This is a genomic window from Pikeienuella sp. (assembly GCF_046290545.1).
Lineage (GTDB): Bacteria > Pseudomonadota > Alphaproteobacteria > Rhodobacterales > Rhodobacteraceae > Pikeienuella.
The window spans coordinates 180257-199971 of record NZ_JBKAGV010000018.1 but is presented as its reverse complement, the minus strand read 5'-3'; the positions used below and the strand labels follow the sequence as shown (position 1 = coordinate 199971).

Here is a 19715-nt window from a genome sequence, read left to right as displayed (position 1 = left end):
GGCGCCGTCTTCAGTTGCAGCGAACGGTGTCGGGTTCGCCCTGTTCCGGAAAATCGCGCCAGACACGGAGGCAGACGGCGCCGGCGACCCCGCGCTGGCCGTCGCCGCGCGGCACGGCGACCCGGCTTTCCGTGATGGTCTGGCCGAGGCGCAGCCGCCCCCGCGACAGCACGGAACCGTCAGTCTCCGCCACCACTGCGACGGTCCCGACGAAGCTGACGCCCGCCGGCTTGCGGACGAGGAAGTGCCCCAGCATGTCGGCGTCGCCGCGCGCGGGCTCGAACCGCTCCACCTCGAGCGCGGGCGGGTCGATCTTGTGCCGGATATAGATCGTGACCGGCAGCACCGGGACGATCGGCACCCTGACCGACAGGCCGGCGCCGCCCTCGGGCGCCTCCGCCGGCTGGACGACCGGAGGCGGGTTGGCGGGGCGGGACTGCACGTTCAGCCGCGCGACGTATTCGCCCGGCTCCAGCCCCTCTGGCGGGCGGAACGACACGCGCAGCGGGACGCCCCGGTTCGGCGGGACCAGCGTGCGCGGCGGAGACCAGCGCAGGTGCTCTGAGCCGTCGCGCGCGCCCTCGGGCGCCCCCGCCGCCGCGACGGAGAATTCCAGCGCGTCCGGCGTCATGCTCAACATTTCGATGCCGCCCGAACGCTTGCGGTCCGAAAGGACGATCACATTGTCCGAGACGGACACCGATATGTCCTGCGCGGCCGAGGGCGCGACGGCGAGCGCCGCAGCCAGCGCCGGCGCGCAAGCGCGTGCGAGCCGAAGACGGAACGGACCCCAGAGCGTCATGGGCAAGGTCTCCTCGTGTTGCCGGCGCTGGCCGGTCGCGGCCTGTGGTCGTCGCCCTGAACGCCGGCGTCGGAGCGGAAGGCCTCGGCGCGGCGCTCAGCCGCCAACGCCGTCGTCCACGGCGACCTCGATGGTCCCGGCGTAGCCGCCGTAGTTGTCCGCAGTCAGATTGTTCGGAACCTCTATGGTCACGGCGAGCGCGTCGAAGGTGGCGCTTCCAGAGGCCACGGTCGCGTTTGCGGTCGTCGTGCCGAACACCTTAACGGCGGCGGCGGCGGACGGGGCCGCGATCTGGCCGACAGCGTCGCCGGACATGGAGCCCGTGCCGATGTCCATGCTGATCGAGGCCGTTTCGCCATCACCGGCGGCGGAGCCTTCCATGGTGCAGCTGGGGCCTGAGGCGCCGGCGGCGCCGAAGGACACGCCGTTGGCGGCGCCGAAGAAGATGCGCGTGCCGTCCGACAGCAGCTGCACCCGCGTCACGCCGCCCCGGTTCCCCGTGGCGAGCTTCAGCACGCCGAAATCCGCCGGGTCGCAGGTGACCGTCAGCGCCGGCTGCAGCGAGACGGTGACGTCGAGGGTGGTGCTCGCCGTCTCGGCCGACGCTGGCGCGGCGAGGGCGGCCGCCGTGGCCGCGAAGAGAAGCTGTCTGCGCATTCGGTCCTCTTGAAATTGGGGTAACGGGGTGAACGCGCCGGAGCGTCAGACGCCGTCGTCAACCGATACGGTGAGCTGCGTGCTATATCCGCCAAAATTCGCCGCGGTCAGGTTGTCGGGGATTTTGATGCCGATGGTGACGTCGTTGAAGATCGCCGTGCCGTTGACGACGAGCGAGCCGTTGTTGCCGCCGAGAAAGCTGATCTCGACGTTGCCGCCGTCCGTGACGGGCGCATCGGCGCCGTTGACAGCCGCGCCCGTGAGCGCCGTGCCCGGCGTCTGCAGAAACGTGAGTTGCACCTCGGTGTCGGTCGGCGCCGAGGATCCGGTCAGGGTACAAGACGCTCCCTGCGCGCCCGCGGCGCCCAGCGAGACGCCCGACCCGAACGTGATCGACCGCTGGTTCGACGCCGAGAGCACGACTTCGCCCTCGCCGCCCCGGGCGCCGCTCTGCACGCGGATCACGCCGAAATCCGCGCCGCTGCAGGTGAGGGTCAGCGCGGGCTGCAGCGCGACGGTGACGTCGAGGGTGGTGCTCGCCGTCTCGGCGGCGACCTCGGCGGCGAGCGTCGCCGCGACGACGGCGGAGAGAAGGAGGCGGGTGTTCCGCATCGTAGTTTCCTTGCGAGGGGCCGCGGGGAAGAAGGCCGGCGCGGGGGGCGGGAACGGAGACCGCCCCCCCGCGCCGGAGCGACGGTCGGCGTCAGATGTTGTCGTCGACAGTGATCGTGACCGTCGTGACGTAGTTGCCGAAGTTGTCGGCCACGATGCCGCTCGGGATAAATATACCAGTAATGAACGTGAAGGTCGCGGAGCCGTCGGTCACCGTAACATCGGAACCATCATTATACTGACTTGAGCTGAAACTCAGATTTGCTGCTGTTGAAGGCCCGCCCTCGGCCGCCGCGCCGAAGGTACGCGAACCTATGTTATCACTAATGAACAACGTGGAGCCATTGGCCGCCGACGAGCCCGACACGGTGCACGTCGAGGCGGAGGGGGTTCCGCTCAGCGACACGCCGCCGCCGTCAGAAGTTATCGCCACCGTGTTCGCATCGGTGAATGTGATGATTGAGGTGTTAGTCTGCGCCGACGGCCGAACCCGGACGATGCCGAAGTCCGTGTCTGTGCAGCTCACAGTCAGGGCGGGCTGCAGCGCGACGGTGACGTCGAGGGTGGTGCTGGCCGTCTCGGCGGCGGCCGGGGCGGCGAGCGCCGCCGCGACGGCGGCGGAGAGAAGGAGGCGGGTGTTGCGCATGGTAAGCCTTTCCGGTTGCGGGCGCGGCGTACGGACCTTCCCGCCGCACGCACCTACGTAAACTATCGCTTAGTCTTCGTCGCCATCTTAAGCACTGCATTGCAGCCAGGCATCAATGCTCTAGCGCATACACGAGATGATCATAAATGTAGCAGTGCGGGAATTTCCGGAAATTCCCAATCAGCATACAATTTCTATTGGAGATTACCCAGGGCGTGCTGCAATTTCACTGCTGGAATTCGGCTCGCCCGAAAACAGGTACGACAGAAAGGGGGGATACGGGACAGTGTCGTTGGCGCACAAGCTCAGGCTCACGCAGAGGGCGCTGCACTGCGGAAGCCTCAAGGAACTCGCCGCGCGCTTCCGCGCCGTGAACCCGCGAACCGCCTTCGAGGTGGAGCGGGCGCGCAAGTGGATGCGCGGCGTCGCACGCCCACGCGATCACCGCTTCTATGACGATTGGGCCATGGTCATCGGATCGGCCCGCGGTGGCGCCTGGATCGCGGCGGCGTCACCGGCCGCCTTCGCCGACGAACTGGTCGACGTTCTGGCGGCCGACCCGGCGGCGCTCGAGGCGGTTCTGTCGACGCTCGAAGGGCGCCGCGCCGCCGCACCAGCCGGGCCCGACCCCGCGAGCGGAAGCTATGTGACCTATAGCCATGCCTATTCCCGCTACTACCGGGGCAGCCTCGTGCGCGGCGTGCTCCGGATCGCGCCGCGGCCCGAGGGGCGCTACGACCTGACCTACCGGGAGAAGTTTCAGGAGCAGCACGTGATCGATGTGCGCGGCAGAGCGGAGCTTTCGGGCGGCCTTCTCGCCTGTCATGCGACGGATCCCGACGCCGCCGCCAAGGCGACGCCGTTCCTGTTCCTGCTGCGGACGCCGGGCCATCCGCCGCATGTGCTGTTCGGCCAGATGCTCGCCGCGGCCGCCTTTGGCCCTGAGCGGGAACCCGGCGCCTCCCCGTTCGTCGCCGTCCGCGTCGGCGACGCGGCCGCCGCCCGGACCGAGGACAAGGTCTGTTATCTGGACGCTAAGGAAGCGGCGATCGCCGAGGACCTCGGCGCACTGGATCTCCCGCGGGGCGCGGTCGGGCCGCTGACCGAGGCCATAGCGAGGGTGTTCGGCGCGTCGGGTACGCCGATCATCAAGACGCCCTTCGCCGAGTTCGCAGACGCCTGCACCGCTTTGGTGCGGGCGTCGGTCGCCGCCCCCAACAGAGCGGCCTCAATGAAGATCGACACATGAGAGCGAAACCGCGATGTCGAGATCGACGGGTCGCGCGACCGCGCGGATCCGCATCACCGCCCCCACCGAGATCCGCACCGACGCGACGCCTTCGCCGCGGCTACGCTGCGGGAGCCCGACCTCGACATGGCTCCCGGAGGCCGGTAGCCGCCTTGTTCCCCCCGGAAAGCGGAAGATCAGCTCCGAAAGCGCGGCGGGGGCCACCCGCTCCGCAGGATCTTCGAGAGCCACCGCTTCGACAACCACGGTGCGACCGGCGGGCCCGCTCACGGTGAACTCGCCTGCAGCCGGGACGCCGCGGAACGAAATCGCCTCGGCCGAGGTCGCGGGGCGGCCGTTCGCGGCGACCTCGACGAAGCCGGAACGCTGCGGCTTGACCGCGAGAGCGCCGAACTCGAGAGCTCTTGCGCCCGAGATCGACACACCGTCGCACGCGGAGGCGGGAAGCGCGGCTCCCGCGAATAGGGCGAGCGCGGCTGCGCGCATCAGCGGCGTTATCTCAAGCAAGTTCGTCCCTCCCGCCGGGGGTTTCGGCGACCGCAGCGAACCGGAGTCGGTTGACGCAAGACGCGACGGCTGTGCGCGCCCGCCCCGGGAGCAAGCGCCGCATGCTCCCGCGCGAGGGGCGGCGACGCAACCGCGGCGACGGGACGTAAGACGGTAAATTCCGGAAAGGTTCTTACGTCGCGCGCCCCGGCATTCCGGCGACCGCGACGTCGCCTTGACGATCCCGGGGTGAGCCCTTTATCGTCCGATCGCTTCGGTCGGAAGAAGGCGTCGCGACGGCGCGGCCTCGGCGCCTGTCGCTATCTTCTGCGGCCGGCGGCGCGGTCATCGCCGCATCAGCCGCCGAACGTCAAAGCGGGCCAACCCAAGGCGCGGCTCCGAACCGCCGCGACGCCCGATGTCGGATCCCCTCCGCGGCGGCCCTGCCGACACTCCCTTCATGCGGGCGGCCGGACTTCAGAATCGGCGCGGCGACGACCAGGTTGACGACCGCGATCGCGACAGACGGCAGCAGCGGCGCAGCGGAGCCCCCGGCGGCGAGAGTCCAGCCGGCCGCGAGCAGGATGGCCCCGGAGACGATCGCCCCGATCCATGCGGCGATCCATTGATGTCGGCTCGGCCCGAGATGGAGGGTCGTCATCGGCGCCGCCCGGGCGACCCGCTCGACGAGCGCGGCCGTGAAGGCGGAAACCTCTTGGTCCGACCGGGAGAACGGGGTCAAACGGATCGTGATCTTCGGACCCTTCCGGGCGACAAGCCCGAGCGCGGCCCGCCCCGGCGCCGGGCGATAGACCCTTACCGAGGAAAGCTCGCCATATCCGATCAGGCTTATATGTGAGCCGCGAAGAAGCTCCACATGATCCTGCGTCAACCGGCAGATTCCGCGCATTCCGAAGAAACCGGCGCGCGCCTCCATTTCGAGAACGGACAAGAGCCGCCTCCTCCACATCCATTTGTCAAGACACCCCGCCAGCATACTGCGCCGAGAGACAGGGGCCAAGGGCAGAAGAGGCGTAAACTATTGTATTATATGAGATTCCCAGTCGCGCCGAACCTTTCCCGGTTGCGGCGCCCCGCCGGACAGGAGAGACTTGCGACCGATCTCCCGACGCAGCCGAAACGGTCGATCATGGACAGACGACGCACGAACCGCCTCTTCGGACCGGGCCTGCTTGCCCTGACCGTCGCATCGGCCGCTGAGCTTCCGGCGGAGCCGGCGTTTTCCCCGTCGGCGACGGACGGCTGCGTGAGTGAAGCCGTCGCGAACTCGCCGGGCCTTGGGGGCCACGGCGTTCTCGATTGCGTCGGGCGCGCGGCGGCGGCCTGCATGATGACGCCCGGCGGCGACACCACATTGGGCATGATGGACTGTCTGGAAGGCGAGCTGGGATATTGGGACTCCCGGCTGAATGCCGCCTATGCAAAACGGATAGTGGGCGCGCAGGCGCTGGATGCGGAGGCGCAAACCCTCAGATCCATCGCCGCCTCTGTCGCGGACAGCCTGCGCGCCATGCAGCGGGCCTGGCTCTCATTTCGGGATGCGTCCTGCCTTTATGAACAGGCGCAATGGCTGGGCGGCACGGGCGGCGGGCCGGCGACCCTGGCTTGCCACATGCAGGAGACCGCGCGGCAGGCGCTGAAGCTTGAAGGCTGGTGGGCGCAATGATCCGGACTGGCCTGATGGCCCTCTTCGTCGCGCTGGGCGCGCCCGTAGCTGGCCTCGCGGACAGCGCTCTTCCACCGGCGCCCGGCTGGCGGACCGAAGCGGAGGGCTGTTCCTGGAGCTGGCGCGAGGGCGGTGAAATCGCGCTCTGGGCGGAGACCTGCGATATCGATGGACGCATCTGGCAGGTCCTGTGGGATGACGCGCGCGCGGCTTTCGTCACCCGTAGAGACGACGCCGATATGGGGATTGCCGTTCAGGTCTTTTCCTTGCCCGGCGGGGAGATCGCCGCGTTGAGCGACACGCTGGTCGCGGCCGGATACCTTGAGCCCGAGGCCGCCTGCACATGGCGAGCCGTCGCCCTTCGCCCCGCCCCGCGCAGCAGGGCCTTTCATGTGCTGACCCCCGACGATCCGGCCGCCCTTGCCGCCGCCGACTCCGGCGAGATCCCCGAACCCGTCTGCGGCCCGTATGGCGCCTCGACGCATGGCGTCCGGTATTTCATGACCGATCTTCGCTGGGCCGGGCGCGCGATCTTTGTCGAAGAAGGCCAGGAAAGGCCGCTCTTCGATCCCTCGAGCATCACTCTTCTGCGCTGAGGGCGGCGCCGGTTAAGGGCGCCAGTTCCAGGATGTCGAAAGCGGATTCGGCCACGGGTTCGGGGAATTCCAGCCGCAGGCGCCCATCGTCGAGACGGAACAGAACCGCCATCTGATTGCGAGACGGGTTATCCCCGAACCGGATCGGCGCGTCATGGGCGTAATGCAGCGCCCCCAGATACAGAAGTCTCTCCTCGGTCAGCCGGTAAAGCCGCCCGAGGCTCCGTTGCGAGCCGGTCGTCTTGTGCAGCGCCCACCCCGCCGCGTCGTCGAAAATGCGGCAGGAAAACCAGCCGTAGACGGTCAGCGCCGGATCGCCGCCGAGCTTGAGGAAACGGCAGCGCCAATCGCCGCTCGGGTCATATCCCGCCTCGAAAGGCAGGATCCGGCCCGAAAGCGCCTGCGTGAGCGCCTCGAGGGCGGCCGCGTCGGAGGCGCCGGCGGCCATCTCGATTGCGGCCGCACGGCGCGTGTCGAAGTCCGCGAGAACCTCGGCGTCCCGTTCCGACATCAGACCGACGATCGCCCCGTCCGCCGAGGCGGGGGCCGCTATCGTCGAAGACGCAATCCCGATCGCCACGGCCGCGGCGGCGAAAAGCCTGCTGTTCGGCATCCAAAGCTCCGCTGTCTCTATCGCCGATGCCGCGCCGCGCCGACGAACACAAGGGTTCGGGGCGCGGCCGCGGGGCCACCCCATTTCGGCGCCCCCGGTTTCTCGCGAAGGACCCGGCCCGCCGCGCTCCCCGGAAAAAACCCCGCCGCGCCGGGGATGCCGGCGGGCGGGGAGTGACGGCGGCTCAAACGGGCCGCCTCGTTTTCCGGCAAGCGGGCCGGAACGGTGCGGGGCCGGAGAAGCCGGCCCCGAAGTCGTCACGAAAAGAGGAACCAACTCTCCTGCACGTCAACGGCGGCCGTTCCGACCAGCCTGAGAAAGTCGGGTCCGATTGTCAGCACGGCGTCTGCGCCATCTTGTGAGGACTGGATTTCTCCGAAGGCTATGGGTGCGTCAGGCGCAGCGGTAAGCGAGAGCGTGAGTGTGGCGTCGAAACCACCTTGTCCCTGATAACCGCCGAAATCAAAGCGGAAGACATCCGTCGTTGTATCTCCAATGACGAAAGTCGCCGACCCGGAAGTGGTTCCGTTTGAGAAAGTATTGAGCAGATTATTGCTGCTCCCATCTCGGCCTAGATTAGCGGAGCCTCCAGTGCCGAAACTTCGAGCGAAGGTCCAGTCAAACTCGTAGTTTCCAGTCACGGAAGCGTTCGCCGTTAGCGTCGCATTGGGACGGGCAAACGTAAAATAACCCGGTTGATTGAGGTTCGCCACGATGTCGTCGCCAGTCGGAGTCAGGGTCGAGGTAGGGGTTCCCGTAGAACTACTTGCTGACAAGTTCCATTCCAGATCGCTGGCAACAACGGGAGCGGCAAAGCTGCTGACGTCAATCTTGTCCGCGTCCGTTGCATCGAAGCCTGCGATCTCCACACCGTCGATGAACACGAAGGTGTCCGCACCTGCGCCGCCCTCCAAGACGACGGCGACCGAAGCTCCAGTAGCGTCGAGCACACTACCACCTTCGTCGGCGGCGATGCGAAGCGTCCCGTCGCCTGTCACTGCCCCGATGCCGATCTGGGCCACCTGCGCCGCCGTCAACGTCACCGTCGCCCCGGCAGCGATGGTGACCGCGTCGAGGCCGGTCAGCGTCACGCCCGTGAAGTCGAGGGTTCCTCCCGTCACGGCGAGAGTGACCACGCCACCCGCCGATCCGTTCAGCGCCCCCGTTACGACATTCGTGCTGATCGTAACGTCGCCCGTCCCGGTCGTCACAGCCTGCCCGGCCGCCCCGACCGTGAAGGTCTGGTTGCCGTTCGCGAGGATGTAGGCCTCGATGGCCGCGTCGCCGGTGAATGACGCCGCCTCGGTCAGCGCGATCGTCTGCGTGCCGCTGTCGGCCCCGTCGGCGAGGATCGTCAGCGAGGCGTTCTGCGCCGCGTCGAGCGTCACGGTCGCGGTGGCGTCCTGGAAGTCGAGCACGCCCGCATCAAGACCCGTCGCCCCGGACAGGTTCGTGCCGTTCACCACCCGGTAGGTGTCGTCGGCGCCGAAGCCCGTAAACGTCCCCGTATAGGCGCCGGCGCCGAACACCAGCGTGTTCGCACCCGTGCCGCCGTTCACGTTCTGCGCCAGCGCGCCGAGCGTGAAGGTGTTCGCGCCGTTTGCGAGGTTGTAGGTTTCCACTTCGGCGGCGCCGGTCGCAACGCCCGCCTCCGACAACCCAACACTGTTCGCCCCGGTCGCCGTCGAGATCAGCGCGTTCTGCGCGATCGTCATGGTCGCGTTCACCCCGTTGCCGAGCGTGACGCGCTCGACGCCGGTGAAGGTCGAGGCGCTGATGTCGGAGATCGCGGTAATCGCGACCGTGTCTTCGTCTCCGTCGCCGAGGCTGTAGGACCCGGTCGTGGTCAGGGCGTTGACGATCACCGTCTGGTCGGCAGTGTCTCCGGCCGCGACCTCGACGTTCGTCCCCGCGGCGACAGTGATCTCGCTCGCGCCCGTCAGCCGGTAGGTCTCGATCGCCGCGTCCGCAGTGAAGGTGTCGGCCTCGGTCACAACGATGATCTGCGCGCCTGCCGCGTTCGCGATGGTCAGCAAGCCGTTCTGCGCAGCGTTCAGTGTCACCGTCGCGCTGGCGTCCTGGAAGTCGAGCGTGCCCTGCGTCAGGCCCGTCGCGCCAGACAGGTTCGTGCCGCCCACCACCCGATAGGTTTCGTCCGCGTCGAAGCCCGTGAACGTCCCCGTATAGGCGCCGGCGCCGAACACCAGCGTGTTGGCTCCGCCGCTCTCGGTCACGTTCTGGCCCGTGGCTCCCAGTGTGAAGGTGTTCGCGCCGTCGCCGAGCACATAAGTCTCCACATCCGCGTCGCCCGTCGCCGTATCGGCCGTGGTCAGGGTTATCGTGTCCGCCCCACTCAACGCAGTGATACCGCTGGTGAACGCGTTGTGCTGCGCCGCCGTCATCGACACCGGGCCGGTGAAGGTGAGCGCGTTTGCGGTCGTGGCCGCGCCGCCATTCACCCCGGAAATGTTCGCGCCGGGGGTGAGATCGAGCGTGTAGTCTGCAGCCCCGGTGAAGGCGAACGTCCCGCTGGCGTCCACCGCCCCGATCCTGATCGTCCCCGAGCCTGCCGACGCGGAGACGCTCTGGCCCGCATAGCCGAACGTGAAGTCGTTCGCCGTCCCGGTCAGCGTGTAGCGCGCTACGGAGGTCTTGCCGGTCAGCGTGGATCCGCCGTCGCCCACCGCCTCGCTGAAGACGATGGTGACGTCCCCGCCCTGCGCGCCGCCCCCCGCGACGGTGATCGCCGCGGCGTGCTGCGCCTCGCTGATCGTGACGGTCGCGCCGGCGGCGGCCACGTCAATGGTCTCGACGCCGGTGAAGGTCGACGCGCCGGAGAGGTTCGCGCCCGTCGAGACCTTGACCGTGTCGGTTCCATCGCCGAGCGCGATCGCGCCGGTGATCGTGCGCGCGCCGACGTCGACGACGTCCGCGCCGGTGCCGCCTGTCACGCCCTGGCCGTCTGCGCCGAGAATGAAGCTGTTCGCGCCGTTGGCGAGCGTGTAGCGCGTCACTGTCGCTTCGCCCGTCACGGGGCCGGCGCCGATGGCGTCGGAGAAGGTCACCGCGCCCAATCCGGTGAAGGCGACCGCCTCGTGCTGCGCCACCGTCATGGTCACGGCGGCGTTGGCGGCGAGATCGAAGGTCTCGACGTCGGAGACGGTCGCCGCCGCGATGTTCACGGCGTTGCGGAACTCGATCGTGTCCGACCCGCCGTCCAGGTCGATGGTCGACGACCCGGTGAGAACGCGGTTGTCGATGACGACCTTGTCGGCGCCGGTTCCACCGGTCACGCTCTGGCCGTTCGCCCCGAGCGTGAAGGTGTTCGAGACGGCGTCAGCGAGCGTGTAGGTCCCGATATCGGCGTCGCCGGTAATCGTGCCGCCGTTGGAGAAGGTGATCGCGTTCGTCCCGGCGCCGGTGATCGCGGTCGCGCCGATGTGCTGGTTGGTCGACATCGTCGCCGTTGCGCCGTCGAGCACGTCGAAGGCGAACGTGCCGCCGACCGCCGAGATGGTGGCCTGCGAGACGTTCGCGCCATTGCCGAGCCGGACCACGTTGGCCCCGGCCCCGAGCGAATAGACAGCCGACCCGACATTCGCGCCGCCGACCACGATGGTGTCCGCCGCGGCGCCGCCCGTGACGCTCACGCCGGGCGTCGACGCGTTGACCGTGAAGGTGTTCGCGCCCGCGCCGTCGAGCGTGTAGCTCTCGACGCCGGCCTTGGCGCCGACCGACCCTGCGCCTATGAGGGTGATGGCGTCGCTCGGGCCGGAGGCAGTGACGGTTCCGAAAGCGTCGTGCTGGGTCAGCGTCATCGTCACGGCGCCAGTCATCTCCAGCACCGCGGCGGTGGTGGATGCGCCGCCGTTGACGCCCTGTATGTCGGCGCCGCCGCTCGCGACCAGCGTGTAGCTCCCCTGGTCGATGTCGAACGTACCGGTCGCCGCCAGCGTGCCGACCCGGATCGTGCCCGATCCGCCCTGCGTCGTGACGTTCTGCGCGGCGGCGCCGATCTGGAAGTCGTTGGTTCCGTCCGCGAGGACATAGCTGTCCACCGTCGCGGCGCCGGTGATCGGCTCAGCCGCCGTCGCACTGTCGGTGTCGTTCGAGAACGTGACCGTGGCGTCGACGCCCGCCGTCACCGTGCGCCCGGCCGCCGTGTGCTGATCGACGGACATGGTGACTGAGGCGTTCGCTTCGATCTCGATGGTCTCGACGTTGGAGAGGGTCGCGGCCGCAGTGTTCGCGCCGTCCTGCAACTGGACCTTGTCGGCGGTGCCGCCGCCGAGGTCGATGATCGAGTCGCCCGTAAGCGTCCGCGCGCCCACGATCACGGTGTCGTCGAAAGCGCCGACGTCGCCGGTCACGCTCTGCGCGTCGGCCGCCAGCGTCAGCACCGTGCCGCTTTCGGCGGCGAGGGTGTAGGTCTCGATGGCGGCCGAGGCCGTCAGCGTTCCGGCGTCCGACAGGATCACGGTCTCGGTTCCGGCGCCGGTGATCGAGCGGCTTTCGCCTGAGTGCTGGCCGACGGTCATGGTCACCGAGGCGTCGCTGTCGAGCGCGATCACGTCGACGTCGGTCAGCGTGGCGCCCTTAATGTCGGCGCCGTCGGCGAGCTGCACGGTGTTCGTGCCGTCGCCCAGCGTGTAAGCCCCGATCGCGACGACGCTTGCGCCGACGACAACGGTGTCGTTCGCCGTTCCTCCGGTCACGTTCTGGCTCGACGCGCCCGCAGTCGCAGCGACCGTGAAGGTGTTGGCCCCGGCGTCAGAGAGCGTGTAGCCCTCGATATCCGGGTCGCCAGTCGCCGTCCCTGCGTCGGTGAACACGATCCCCTCGGTTCCGTCGCCGGTGACGGCCGCCGCATTCGCATGCTGGGCGATCGTCATCTGCACGTTCGTGGCGCCGCTCTGCAACGCAAGATCGTAGATGGTCGGCATCGACTGGGCGCGGATGTCGTCATTCGTGGCGAGGTCGAAGATCACCTTCGCGCCGGCCCCGGTCGTCAGCGACTTGTCGGCCGCCTGCGTCGCCGTGAGCGTGAGGGTGACGCCGTCCGCCGCCGAGATCGTGTCGATGCCGCCGAACTGCGTCGTGCCGACCACGCCCCCCGTCGCATAGGTCAGCGTTACGGGGCCGGTGTCGGTCTGGTCGATATTGGAGAAATCGTAGGTGGTTGCTGCGACCGCGCCGGTGATGGCGAGAGACCCGGTCGCCGCAACCGTCGCCGTCGAGCCGGTCGCCTGATCGGCGGTGAGGCTCGTCGACGCGCCGCCCGCCACGTTGACGGTGAGCGCGACTGTCGCGGCCACGCCCGACAGGTCCGTCGAGGCCGTGTCCACGTCGATCACGACGGCGCCCGAGCCGGTGATCGTGAGACCCGAAACCGGCGCGTTGTCGATCGTCAGCGTGCCGCCGCTCAGCGACGCCGTGTCGATGCTGACCGCCCCAGCCGATCCCTCGAGATCGAGGGTCATCGTGCCCGTCGGCGTGATCGCCAGGGAACCCGACCCGTCATAGGAGACCCTGGACGTCGCGATGTTGGTGACCGTGAAGGCGCTCGCCCCGCTCAGGGCCAACGCTTCGCCCGCGCTGTCGATGGAGGACGCGTCGACCGACACCGCCCCGCCGTTCGCGGTGATGTCGGTCGTCCCGTTCCCGTCGCCCGGCGTGAGCGCGAGCATCGCGTTCGAGCCGAGGGTCGCAGTGATGGCGTTGGAATCGGTCGACGCCGTGACGGCCGCGTTGTCGGGGACGGTGAGCGTCAGCGCGCCACTATGCTCTGCGCCCACCAGTTCGGCGGTCAGGTTGTTGATCGTGACCGCGCCCGTTCCCTTGAGCGTGAGGTCGTCGTCGGACGCCATGGCGACGGCGTCGACGGTGAGCGCGGCAGACCCGTTCGCCGTAACGGTGGTGTTCCCGCTGCCGGTCGTCAGCGTTTGCGCGACCGTGTTCGTCATGGTGACGTCGAACGCGCCGGAGAGGCTCGTCGCGGTGACGTTCTGCGCGACATTGGTCGCGGTCACGTCTCCCGCGCCGTCGAGGGTGAGCGCGGCGGCGAGCGCCGTGGCGTTCAGCGTCACCTGCACGCCGGTCTCGGCGGTGACCGTCGTCGCCCCGGAGCCCGAGGTGATCGACACAGCGCCGGCGCTGGCTTCGGTGTCGACGTCGAGCGTCCCGCTGTGGCCAGAGGCGGCGAGCGTCGAGGACAGCTCGTCGACGTTCACATTCCCCGCGCCCGACAGCGTCAGCGTGTCGTCGCTTCCCATCGAGTCGGCGTTCACGGTCACCGTGGAGCCCGAGACGGCGTTGACGGTCGTCGCGCCCGACCCGGTGGTGACGGCGATGTTCGCAGTGTCCCGCGTGGTCAGCGTCAGCGATCCGGTCAGCTGCGGCGTGTCATCCGCGTCTACGTCGGAGGCGAGGTCCGTGACCGTGAAGGTCCCAGCCCCTTGCAGCGTCAGCGTGTCCTCGTCGCCCATCGCGGTCGCGACCACCGCCACGGTCCCGGCCGACTCGACTGTCGTGTTCCCGCTCCCGGTCGTCACGGTGATGTTGGCGGCGTCGGTCGTGGTGACGTCGAGCGTTCCCGAGAGGCTCGTCGCCGTCACGTTCTGCGCGACACCGGTCGCGGTTACGCTCCCGGCGCCGTCGAGGGTAAGCGCGGCGGCGAGCGCCGCAGCGTTCAGCGTCACCTGCACGCCGGTCTCGGCGGTGACCGTCGTCGCCCCGGAGCCGGAGGTGATCGACACAGCGCCGGCGCTGGCTTCGGTGTCGACGTCGAGCGTCCCGCTGTGGCCAGAGGCGGCGAGTGTCGAGGACAGCTCGTCGACGTTCACATTCCCCGCGCCCGACAGCGTCAGCGTGTCGTCGCTTCCCATCGAGTCGGCGTTCACGGTCACCGTCGTGCCGGCTGCCGCAGCGTTGACGGTCAGATTGCCCGTTCCAGCGTTGATCGTGACCGCGCCGGCGCTGGCGGCGGTGTTCACCGTGAACGCGCCGGTCATCGCCGGGATTTCAGGGTTGGCGCCGGCGGGCACGCCATCGGCGTCAAGCGTTCCGCTGAAGTCGTTGAAGGTGAGCGATCCGCTCGGTTCCATGCCGCCGGTCAGGACGACAGAATCCGAGGCCGTGAACTCCGACGCGTCGAGGCGGATCGTGCCGGTGCTGAGGTTGAAGTTCAGCGGAATGGTTGATGTCGGGTCGAGCTTGAGGTCGAGCTCCAGCGGCGCCAGCACCGTAATGGCGCCGTCACCGTTGATGTCGAAACCGTAGATACCCTCGCGGTACAGCACGTCCTCGGCAGTGAGGAGCGTGCCGCGGACGTCGGGCTTCACGCCTGCGCGCACAGCGAACTCGTAGAACGCCTCGGAGGTGGGGGTCACCAGCCGCGAGACGATGAAATAGTCGACGCCAACCGGATCACCCAGAACGCCAGGACGCTCGTTATCCTCGATCCGGCCCCGGATTGCGACGGGCGTCTGGCGCGTGCCGGGCGTCCACGCGCGGCCGTCCTCCAGCGCGAGGGGGAACAGCGTGGTTTCCGCGCCGTCGAGGATGCCAATGGCGTAGCCGAAACCGCTGATCTCGAACACCGCGATGTCGCCGACGCCGCGGTCGACGCGAGTCTCGTTGGTCTTCACGAAGCCGACGGTGCCGACCGGATCGCCGCTCAGCGTCCCGCCGGTGACATCGCCATCATAGAGGCCGTCTGCCTCCAGCGCGACCACCTGGAACGGCGTCAGCGGCGTACCGCGCGAGGCGACCACGCCCTCGGCGCTGACGGCGTATTCTGTGAAGGGAGTGAAGGTCGAGTCGGCGTTCTCCAGAATGATCCTGTAGGCGTCGCCGTCCTTGCGCAGCGCCACGGGGACCCCTGCGGTCGGCGTCCAGATCGCGCCCCGGTCGGTCACGAGCGGCAGGTAGTCGTCCTGCTCGGGTGCCGTCGGGTCGGCGACGATGGCGTAGGCCCCCTGCGAAACCTCGAAGAGGCCGACGTTCTTACCGTTGTCGACACCTTCTGCGTCGAGCACGTTCCGGTCGAGGCGCGGCGGGTCGACCTTGTCGAATCCGCCGTCACCGTCGTCGTTGATGTCGACGCCGTATGCGGTTTCCCGTTCGATGACCTCCAGCGTGGAGAGGGCCGTCCCGCGGGTCTCCACCACGCCTGCGGCCGAGACCGTGTGCTCGGCGTAAGTCGTCGTGCCGCGCGACTCGGTGGCGACCACGATCCGGAAGCCGCCGCCGGCCACGTCGTCCACTGCCGCGACGCTCTGTCCGCTGCGCAAGGACCAGATCGCCCCGCGGTCGGTGACCAACGGGATGAAGTGGCTCTGCTGCGAGCCGTCGCCGGTCAGGATTGCCAGCGCGCCGCCGTCAAGAACGGTGTGAATGGCCGGCGCCATCGCGGAGACAGGGTCGGCTGTCCCTCGGTCCATTCGCGCTCCGTCGAGCGCGAAGCCGACGTCTCCATCCGCGTTGATGTCCACACCGTAATCGGTTTCGCGTTCGATCACCTCCAGCGTCGACAGAGCCGTCCCGCGGGTCTCCACCACGCCTGCGGCCGAAACCGTGTGCTCGGCGTAAGTCGTCGTGCCGCGCGACTCGGTGGCGACCACGATCCGGAAGCCGCCGCCGGCCGCGTCGTCCACCGCCGCGACGCTCTGTCCGCTGCGCAGCGACCAGATCGCACCGCGGTCGGTCACCAGCGGGATGAAGTGTGCCTGATCCGTACCGTCACCGGTCAGGATCGCCAGCGCGCCGCCGGAAACCTCGAATACCGCGGGATCATCTGCTGTCGGCGGCGTCGTTGTCCCGCGATCCTTGCGGGCTCCGACCTCATCGAATCCGATATCCGAGTCGTCATTGATGTCGACGCCGTAAGCGGTTTCCCGTTCGATGACCTCCAGCGTGGAGAGGGCCGTCCCGCGGGTCTCCACCACGCCTACGGCCGACACCGTGTGCTCGGCGTAAGCCGTCGTGCCGCGCGACTCGGTCGCGACCACGATCCGGAAGCCGCCGTCCACGTCGACCACCGCCGCAACGCTCTGCCCGCTGCGCAGCGACCAGATCGCACCGCGGTCGGTCACCAGCGGGATGAAATGAGCCTGATCCGTCCCGTCGCCCGTCAGGATCGCCAGCGCGCCCCCGGACACGTCGAACACCGCAGGCGCCGTGGCGCTGGCATCGCCGGTTCCCGCATCCTTGCGCGCGCCAATCTTCGCGAACCCGGTGGATACATCCCCGTTCAGGTCAGCCTCATAGGCCGGCTCCAGACGGACGACTTCCAGCGCATCGAGGGTCTCGGCGCGCCCAACGGCGACGCCGTCGAGGCCGAAACGCTGCTCGGAGTATGTCACGCCGCGGGATGTCGCCGTGCTGATCACCACCGCGTAGGCTACGATCCCCGCGCCCTCGTCGATACTCCGTGCGGCAACGCCGGCCTGCCCCGCCCCAAGCGTGAAGGGCGCGCCGCGAGATGTCAGAAGCGGCAGAGGCCCGTCAAGCTGCAGTGCGCCCTCGACGAGTTCGAGCGAGATTTTTGCCATGTTGCCTACCCTTGGAACGGAAAATCTATTGAAAAGGTGCTATCGACGACGCAATAAACTGTATATAATTACTAAGATAATGAAAATAAACGATACGATTATTGCGAAAAACCGTCGCTACGTAGAACAAGCCAGTGAGGTTCGGACAGAAAAGAGCCTTGGCCGCTGATAGGGTTTGGTACGGGTGGGGCTATGTACGTGATACGCCAAACTTGGATTGGGGCCGCTCTGGCACTCGCTGCGGCTGGGAGCGCGCACGCATTTGGAGCCGTGTCGACAGGAGCATTCGAAACCCGGTCGCCAAACGAGAGAGCGGTTCTGAACCAGCAGCTCGACATGATGGAGCGCAAGAAGGCCGGCCAGTATGGCAATCCCGTCTATAACATCACGAACAACAACACGACCAACATCGCCGGCGACCAGATCAACTGCGATGTCAGCGCGACGAGCCTCGTCAACAGCTCCACGAACTCGGCGACAGGGGACGCGGGAGCCCCCAGTATCCTGAACTCGCCGACGATCAGCGCCGGCTCGACAGGGAGCGTGGCCGGCGGCGAGACCGGCGGGCCGCTCAACGCCGGCGGCGGCGGCACGGTCTCGACTGATCAGACAGTCCAGTCCTCGACGATCACAAGCGATGTGGCCGGATCGACGATCGGCGGCGTGTCGGGCGCAGGCGGCGTGACGACGAGCGCGCTCGACCAGAACTTCGCGACCGATCAGGTTCTCAACAACAGCAACGTCGGCGCGACCATCGGCACCTCCCGCGCTTGTGCGTTTGGCCAGTGACATGGGCCCGGGCCGATCGATGCGGCGGCTCGGCGCCGCGCTCTTGCTGCCCACTCTGGTCGCCGCATGCGCAAATCCCGCCGCGATGGGCCTGCATGACATGGGCCGCGGCAATGCGCCCATGCTGAGCGGTCCCGGCGTCACGACGAACCGCACGCCGCTCGATGACGCGCTGGCCTGTTACGGCGCGGCGTTGAGGCGCGCCGGCAAGATCGGCGTCGGCATCGGCGTCGGCGAGGTGCGGGACTTCACGGGCAAAGTCAGCGACATCGAAGGGGCGCAGATCACGCAGGGCGGTGGATTGATGGTGTATTCCGCCCTCGCCAAGCTGGGCGGCGCGGTGCGGGTGCACGAACGCCTCGATACGCGGATCGCGGAGCTCGAACTCGCCTACACCGACCGCCGCCAGCTCGGCGACGGGCGGCTGCACCAGGTCTCGGAAGGTTCCCCGCCCGTGCCGTGGCTGCCCTATCGCGGCGGCACGATCCAGCGCAGCGACTTCTACATTGTCGGCGGCGTCACCGAGCTGAACTTCGCGATCTCGAGCGGCGGGGTCGAAGTCGGCATCGACGGGATCGGCGGCAGGGCGCGCACCTTCGCGATCAATGTCGCGGTGGATCTGCGCATCGTCGACACGCGGACCCTGATCGTCCACCGCGCCGTGACGCTTCAGAAGCAGGTGGTCGGCTACGAGGCGGGCGTCGATCTGTTCCGCTTCTTCGGCGTGCGGCTGTTCGACATCAACGCCGGCTCCAAGGTGCTCGAACCTGTGCAGCTCGCCGTGCGCGCAGTGCTCGAATTCGCGACGATGGAGCTGATCGACGGCGTCACAGGCGTCGACCATCGCCCCTGCCTGCCTGATTTCCTGCAGGATCCTGAGCCCCCCTCCGCCAGCGACCCCGGCGGCGAGGAGTCGGCGCGGGCGGCGCTGGAGGGCGAGGCCTATGCGCGTGGCGATGTCGGCGCGCAGGTGGCGGCGGCGCCCGTCGCGGCGCGGGCTTCGGCCGCTGCGCCGGCCCCGGCTCCAGCCGCTGCGCCGGCCCCCGCGCAGGCGACCCCGCCCGCGGCGGAGCCTGAGGGCCCTGCGCCTGCGGCTGAGGATGCGCCCGCCGCGCCCGCCGAGCCGATCGTCGCCGCGCCGGTCGCAGCCGCGCCGGCGGCCGACGACGATCCGTCGCCCGCCGCCGACGGCGCCTACCGGCTCCAGGTCGCCTCGTTCCAGTCGGCGGCCCTGGCCGAAACGCTGCTGTCGTCCATCGTCGCGCGGGGCATGCCCGCTGCGATCGAGACGCGGACGGACACGGCGGGGCTAGACTGGACCGTGGTGTTCGCCGGGCCGTTCCCTTCGGAGGCGGAGGCGAGCTTCGTCGCCGACCTGCTGCGCCGGGAGGAGGGCGTTCAGCCGATCCTGACCAATGGCGGCGGCGCAGCCCCGGCGGCGACCGCGGCGCCGGGCGGACCGGCCCGGGCGGGCGCCGCGCCCGCGTCGAAGCCGGTGCTGAGCGAGCCGAAGATCGAGCGGCCCGAAGTCGAGCGGCCGGAAGTCGAGGCGCCGTCGCTGAAGGACTCCGCCGCGCCCGCCGCCGCCGGGCCGGCCGCGGCCGCCGCCGAGCCGCCTTCGGCGCAGCCCGCGCGCTCGCCCGACACGGTGGTGCTGGGCGCCCACGCCACGGCGGAGGCGGCGGCCGGGGCGTTCCGCGCGCTGCTCGCCGCCCATCCGGATCTGCTGGCGGGGGCCGAGGGGCGGGTGAGCGGGCTCCGCAACGGCGACGGCATGATCCACCTCGTGGTGGCGCGCCTGCCGCGGCCCGAGGCGCAGGCCATCTGCGCCGCGATGGCGGGGCGGGCCGTGGAGTGCGCCATCGCGCCGCTGGCGCTGGCGGAGGCGACGCGGCCGGCGGACGCGCCCGGATGACGCGCGCAGGAACAGGATGCGGCCCGCGGGCCGCAGACAGGAATGTCGCCGCAACCCTCGCAGGGGGCGGCGCATCAGGGGCGGGTCGGACAGGGCGCTCACCCGCGCGCGA

At 68.9% G+C, this 19715-nt stretch carries 13 protein-coding genes; 5 read left to right on the top strand and 8 right to left on the bottom strand.

The features are described from left to right. Window positions 1-10: 10 nt before the first annotated feature. The 4 genes from ACE37J_RS21860 to ACE37J_RS21845 form a co-directional block, all read right to left on the bottom strand. The gene (locus tag ACE37J_RS21860) at window positions 11-802 is read right to left on the bottom strand and encodes a hypothetical protein (RefSeq protein WP_409716010.1); all 792 of its coding nucleotides are present in this window, start codon (window positions 800-802) and stop codon (window positions 11-13) included. Between the two features lie 96 nt (window positions 803-898). Then, complete coding sequence (locus tag ACE37J_RS21855) at window positions 899-1459, bottom strand: hypothetical protein (RefSeq protein WP_409716007.1); 561 nt, start codon at window positions 1457-1459, stop codon at window positions 899-901. A gap of 45 nt (window positions 1460-1504) precedes the next feature. Then, entirely contained in the window at window positions 1505-2071 is a 567-nt protein-coding gene (locus ACE37J_RS21850) for a hypothetical protein (protein WP_409716004.1), read from the bottom strand. Window positions 2072-2162: 91 nt separating this feature from the next. After that, window positions 2163-2717 carry a hypothetical protein gene (locus tag ACE37J_RS21845; protein WP_409716001.1) on the bottom strand — a complete coding sequence of 185 codons (555 nt, stop codon included), beginning with the start codon at window positions 2715-2717 and terminating at the stop codon, window positions 2163-2165. A 292-nt stretch (window positions 2718-3009) separates the two neighbouring features. Here ACE37J_RS21845 and ACE37J_RS21840 point away from each other — a divergent pair, with 292 nt between their 5' ends. After that, the gene (locus ACE37J_RS21840) at window positions 3010-3966 is read left to right on the top strand and encodes a hypothetical protein (protein ID WP_409715998.1); all 957 of its coding nucleotides are present in this window, start codon (window positions 3010-3012) and stop codon (window positions 3964-3966) included. Here the strand turns inward: ACE37J_RS21840 and ACE37J_RS21835 are convergent. Further along, the gene (locus tag ACE37J_RS21835; protein WP_409715995.1) at window positions 3946-4473 is read right to left on the bottom strand and encodes a DUF4402 domain-containing protein; all 528 of its coding nucleotides are present in this window, start codon (window positions 4471-4473) and stop codon (window positions 3946-3948) included. The genes ACE37J_RS21840 and ACE37J_RS21835 overlap by 21 nt on opposite strands. 349 nt (window positions 4474-4822) lie before the next feature. Then, a complete protein-coding gene (locus ACE37J_RS21830; RefSeq protein ID WP_409715992.1) occupies window positions 4823-5404 on the bottom strand; it encodes a hypothetical protein in 582 nt (193 codons plus the stop codon). A 198-nt stretch (window positions 5405-5602) separates the two neighbouring features. On the opposite strand from ACE37J_RS21830, the gene ACE37J_RS21825 reads away from it, so the two are divergent. Both ACE37J_RS21825 and ACE37J_RS21820 read left to right on the top strand, forming a co-directional pair. Further along, window positions 5603-6139 carry a lysozyme inhibitor LprI family protein gene (locus ACE37J_RS21825; protein ID WP_409715989.1) on the top strand — a complete coding sequence of 179 codons (537 nt, stop codon included), beginning with the start codon at window positions 5603-5605 and terminating at the stop codon, window positions 6137-6139. Window positions 6140-6153: 14 nt separating this feature from the next. After that, window positions 6154-6735: a hypothetical protein gene (locus ACE37J_RS21820; RefSeq protein ID WP_409715986.1), complete on the top strand. Its 582-nt coding sequence runs from the start codon at window positions 6154-6156 to the stop codon at window positions 6733-6735. Here the strand turns inward: ACE37J_RS21820 and ACE37J_RS21815 are convergent. Both ACE37J_RS21815 and ACE37J_RS21810 read right to left on the bottom strand, forming a co-directional pair. After that, the gene (locus tag ACE37J_RS21815) at window positions 6719-7246 is read right to left on the bottom strand and encodes a DUF4893 domain-containing protein (RefSeq protein ID WP_409716067.1); all 528 of its coding nucleotides are present in this window, start codon (window positions 7244-7246) and stop codon (window positions 6719-6721) included. The two genes, ACE37J_RS21820 and ACE37J_RS21815, sit on opposite strands and share 17 nt — an antisense overlap. A gap of 359 nt (window positions 7247-7605) precedes the next feature. Continuing rightward, window positions 7606-16899, bottom strand: a complete 9294-nt coding sequence (locus ACE37J_RS21810) for a hypothetical protein (RefSeq protein WP_409715982.1) — start codon at window positions 16897-16899, stop codon at window positions 7606-7608. A gap of 339 nt (window positions 16900-17238) precedes the next feature. Between ACE37J_RS21810 and ACE37J_RS21805 the strand changes: the two genes are divergently transcribed. Together ACE37J_RS21805 and ACE37J_RS21800 are read left to right on the top strand one after the other, a co-directional pair. Beyond that, on the top strand, window positions 17239-17688 hold the full coding sequence (locus ACE37J_RS21805) for a hypothetical protein (protein WP_409715979.1): 450 nt from the start codon (window positions 17239-17241) through the stop codon (window positions 17686-17688). A gap of 1 nt (window position 17689) precedes the next feature. Further along, window positions 17690-19603, top strand: a complete 1914-nt coding sequence (locus tag ACE37J_RS21800; protein ID WP_409715976.1) for a CsgG/HfaB family protein — start codon at window positions 17690-17692, stop codon at window positions 19601-19603. Window positions 19604-19715 lie beyond the last annotated feature (112 nt).